This window comes from Mesorhizobium sp. M7D.F.Ca.US.004.03.1.1, from assembly GCF_003998635.1.
Classification (GTDB): Bacteria; Pseudomonadota; Alphaproteobacteria; order Rhizobiales; family Rhizobiaceae; genus Mesorhizobium; species Mesorhizobium loti.
This window is the reverse complement of the sequence record NZ_RZQG01000519.1, coordinates 1-4,298: the sequence shown is the minus strand read 5'-3', so window position 1 is coordinate 4,298 and position 4,298 is coordinate 1. Positions and strand designations below refer to the sequence as shown.

Below are 4,298 nucleotides of genomic sequence, written 5' to 3'. Positions count from 1 at the left end.
GGCGGAAAACCTGCCGCGCATCCCAAGCCCGACCGCAGCCTGAGGAAAGTAAGATGCGTTTTTTCCCCGGACTGCCGGCTGTGCGCGGATCGATCCTCGGGTCGATGGCCGGTCTTTCTCTGGCTTTTGTCGCGCTGCAACCTGCTGGCGCCACCGAAGGCACGGCCGTCTTCGCCGATCCCTCGAAAATTGCGGCCATTGGCGGTTCGATCACCGAGATCGTCTATGCGCTCGGCGAGGAGAAGCATCTGGTGGCGCGCGATTCCACCAGCCGGTACCCAAAGGCGGCGCTTGAACTGCCTGATGTCGGCTACATGCGCGCGCTGTCACCGGAAGGTGTGCTGTCGGTCAACCCGACCGGCATCCTGGCACTGCATGGCAGCGGCCCCAAGGAAGCCGTCGATGTCTTGAAGAAGACGAGCGTCCCGTTCATCGAGGTGCCCGAGCACTATAGCCACGAAGGCATCCTCGAAAAGGTCCGCATCGTCGGCAAGGCGCTCGGCGTCGATGCCAAGGCCGAGGTGCTGGCCAGGGAGCTCGATGCCAAGCTCACGGCCGCCGAACGGCAGACGGCGTCGATCAAGCAGCGCAAGCGCATCCTGTTCGTGCTGTCGATACAGGGCGGCAAGATCCTGGCGGCCGGCAGCGAGACCGCCGCCGACGGCATGGTCAAGCTGGCTGGCGGCGTCAACGCGGTCGAGGGCTTTTCCGGCTACAAGCAGATGTCGGACGAGGCTGTTATCTCCGCTAGGCCGGACGTGATCCTTATGATGAGCAATGCCGGGCCTCCGGTATCTGACGACGAACTGTTCGGCAATCCGTCGATCGCCTCGACGCCGGCCGGAACCGCACGCAAGCTGATCCGCATCGATGGCGCCTATCTACTCGGCTTCGGACCACGCACGGCTGATGCCATCCACGACCTCGCTGTCTCGCTTTATGGCGGGCAGGTCACGGACTGAGTAGGCAGATCATGGTTGATCAATCGATCGCCGGTCCGGTGATGGCGAGCGCATTTGAAGGCGACCGGTCGGGCCGCGCCCGCATCGTCATTCTTCTGCTGTGCCTGGGGCTCGCGGCTGCCGTTTTCCTGTCGCTGACATCGGGGGCGTCGGACGCATCGGCCGTCAACGTCATCGGCGACTGGCTGTTCGGCACCGTGCCTGATAACGCTGCGTTGAGCGCCCGCGACAGCCTGATCGTCTACGACATCCGCCTGCCGCGCATCATCCTCGGCATGCTGGTCGGCGCGGCGCTCGCGGTTTCCGGCGCGGTCATGCAGGGACTATTCCGCAATCCGCTGGCCGACCCCGGCCTGATCGGTGTTTCGGCTGGCTCCAGCCTCGGCGCGGTTGCCGTCATCGTGCTCGGCGCCACAATATTGGCTCCGGTGACAGCCTTGCTCGGCACGCTTGCATTGCCGCTGGCGGCCTTCTGTGGCGGGCTCGCCACAACGCTCGTGCTCTATCAGGTTGCCACGCGACGGGGACAAACCTCGGTTGCCACAATGCTGCTCGCTGGCATCGCGCTGGCGGCGCTTGCGATGGCGCTGACCGGCATCCTCATCTTCATGGCCGACGATCGCCAGTTGCGCGACCTGACTTTCTGGCAACTCGGATCGCTCGGCGGCGCGACCTGGGCGAAGATTGCTTCGGTCGGGCCGATCATCGTGCTGGCGCTGGCGGCGATGCCGTTCCTGGCACGCGGCCTCAACGCGCTGGCGCTGGGCGAGGCGACCGCCGGCCATCTCGGCATTCCGGTGCAGCGACTGAAATACACGGCCATCATCGGCGTCTCGGCGGCGGTCGGCGCGTCCGTTGCCGTCAGCGGCGGCATCGGCTTCGTCGGCATCGTGGTGCCGCATCTGCTGCGCTTGGCTATTGGTCCGGACAATCGCTATCTGCTGCCGGCGTCCGCGTTGCTCGGCGCCTCGCTGCTGCTTCTGGCCGATGCGGTCGCGCGCACCATCGTGGCGCCGGCCGAACTGCCGATCGGCATCGTCACCGCGATCGCCGGCGCACCGTTCTTCCTTTGGATCCTGCTGCGCAAGCGCGGCGTGATTGACTTGTGAGGTTTGGATGATCGAGGCAAGGGATGTTTCGGTTGATATCGCCGGCAAGCCTATCGTCACCGGTGTCGATTTCCACGCGCGGCCCGGCGAGATCGCCGCCATCGTCGGCCCCAATGGTTCGGGTAAGACGACCTTCCTCAAGGCGCTTTCCGGCGAACTCGCCTATACCGGGCGCGTCGCGCTCAACGGCCGCGATCTCCGCGCGATGAAGCCGGTCGAGACCGCCGTCCAGCGCGCGGTGCTGCCGCAGGCGACGACGTTGTCGTTCCCGTTCACGGTGCGAGAAGTGGTCAAGCTTGGCCTTGTCGGCGGCCGCTCGGGCGTCTTGCCGGGCGAGGATGCGCGGCTGCCGGAACGGGCGCTGGCGCGCGTCGATCTCGACGGCTTTGGCGGACGTTTCTACCAGGAGCTTTCGGGCGGCGAGCAACAGCGCGTCCAGCTTGCGCGCGTGCTGTGCCAGGTCTGGGCACCGGTGCTCGACGGCAAGCCGCGCTATCTCTTCCTCGATGAGCCGGTTTCCAGCCTCGACATCAAGCACCAGCTGATCATCATGAGCATTGCCCGCGACTTCGCCAGAAGGGGCGGTGGCGTGGCTGCCATCCTGCATGACCTCAATCTCACGGCCATGTATGCCGACCGGATCTTCGTCATGCATCGTGGCCGGCTGGCCGCCACCGGGTCGCCGCAGGACGTGCTGAGCGATGATCTGATCGAAAAAGTGTTCGACTGCCGGCTCAGAGTCGGCGTGCTGCCGGCCGGAAACATGCCGTTCGTGCTGCCGCAGTCAGCAGCCTAGTTTATTGCAGTAGGTCTAGCCAGACCACGATGTGGCCAAGTTCAGGCAGCCGGGGCGCGGCGCTCCATCAGCATGTCGATGCCGAGCAGGTTGCGCACGTTCGGGCGTGCCGCCACGAGGTCGGCGATCGTGTAGCGGGAGAGCACGGCGAAGAACGCGTTCAGCGCCTCGCGCAGCGCCGAATTCAGCGCGCAGCTGTCGACCAGCGGGCATTCGGCGGCATCGTTCTCGAAGCACTCGGCCATGGCGAAGCTCTCTTCCGTCACGCGCACGACATCGAACAGGCTGATGGCTTCAGCCGCCCGGCCAAGCTTGACACCGCCATTCCTGCCACGCACGGTCTGGACAAGGCCGTGCTCGACCAGCGGCTGCAGGATCTTGAACAGGAAAAGCTCCGACACCGAATAGGCGGCCGCGATCTCGGGGATACGGCTCAGTCGGTCATCATTGGCCGCGCAATACATCAAGATGCGCATGGCATAGTTGGTCTGGCGCGTAAGCCGCATTTTGTCCTCACAAGGCACTGGTGCGGTGCAACCACGCCAGATCTGGAAATTTTGCTGATGCGGCTTTGACCCGAAATTCCGGATTCGCCACATTGGCCTCGGCGGAATATGGCCTATACCTTGGAACAATTCCAGACTAGCTTCGACCAATAGATGAATTTTCTCCTCAACTTTGTGTGCGCGCCCGAGCAAGATTTGGCGCGAAACCGGCTGTCGCGGGTATTTTGGCTGTCAAACCACTAAATAGCCTGAGATCGACGAGGAGCGGCTCACCCATGTCACAATCGGCTTCGTCCCTGGCGCCTGTCCGTTTCGATACCGACGCGGATGATGCCAAGCTTTCCGCGTTGCGGCGGACAAAATTCGTTGCAGCGGCGGCGCTGGCGCTGTGCGTGCTGGTGTTTGCGGTCGCAAAATCATTCGAGCACATCTATCCGTGGCTCGGCTTCGTCGCAGCCTTTGCCGAGGCCGCGACCATCGGTGGCCTGGCCGACTGGTACGCGGTGGTGGCGTTGTTTCGACGGCCGCTGGGGCTGCCGATCCCGCACACCGCCATCATCCCCGAGAACCAGCATCGCATCGCCGACAATCTCGGCCGCTTCATCGAGGTCAATTTCCTGGCGCCTGAACCGGTGCGTGAAAAGCTTGCCGAGGTCGATTTTTCGGCGCTCGTCGCCGACTGGCTGGCCGATACAGCGCGCGCCGCCGGCCTGTCGCGCTTTGTCGTGCGGCTGGTGCCGCAGACGCTTGCCGCTGTCGAGCAATCCGGCTTGCGCGGCTTCGTCACCAGCCGCATGCTGGAACAGATCGAAAAGGTGCCGCTGGCGCCGCTGGCTGCCGAGCTGCTCTCAGCCCTGACCGATGATCGCCGCCACCAGAAACTGTTCGACGAATTCACCAAGGTGATCGGCCGGTTTCTCAACGA

At 64.2% G+C, this 4,298-nt stretch carries 5 protein-coding genes; 4 read left to right on the top strand and 1 reads right to left on the bottom strand.

Annotation, left to right across the window (positions count from 1 at the left end; translation table 11 throughout):
• Nucleotides 1-53: 53 nt before the first annotated feature.
• The 3 genes from EN935_RS24370 to EN935_RS24360 are packed head-to-tail and all read left to right on the top strand — an operon-like array spanning nt 54 to nt 2,867.
• Nucleotides 54-962 (top strand): hemin ABC transporter substrate-binding protein, encoded by a 909-nt coding sequence (locus tag EN935_RS24370; RefSeq protein WP_127262539.1) that lies wholly within the window; start codon nt 54-56, stop codon nt 960-962.
• Between the two features lie 11 nt (nt 963-973).
• A complete protein-coding gene (locus EN935_RS24365) occupies nt 974-2,071 on the top strand; it encodes an iron ABC transporter permease (protein WP_126068837.1) in 1,098 nt (365 codons plus the stop codon).
• 7 nt (nt 2,072-2,078) lie between these two features.
• Complete coding sequence (locus tag EN935_RS24360; RefSeq protein WP_127262540.1) at nt 2,079-2,867, top strand: heme ABC transporter ATP-binding protein; 789 nt, start codon at nt 2,079-2,081, stop codon at nt 2,865-2,867.
• A gap of 41 nt (nt 2,868-2,908) precedes the next feature.
• On the opposite strand, the gene rirA is transcribed toward EN935_RS24360, so the two are convergent.
• On the bottom strand, nt 2,909-3,373 hold the full coding sequence (gene rirA, locus EN935_RS24355; protein ID WP_109668725.1) for an iron-responsive transcriptional regulator RirA: 465 nt from the start codon (nt 3,371-3,373) through the stop codon (nt 2,909-2,911).
• 275 nt (nt 3,374-3,648) lie between these two features.
• Between rirA and EN935_RS24350 the strand changes: the two genes are divergently transcribed.
• On the top strand, nt 3,649-4,298 hold a 650-nt coding region (locus EN935_RS24350; RefSeq protein ID WP_127373684.1), incomplete at its 3' end, for a DUF445 family protein.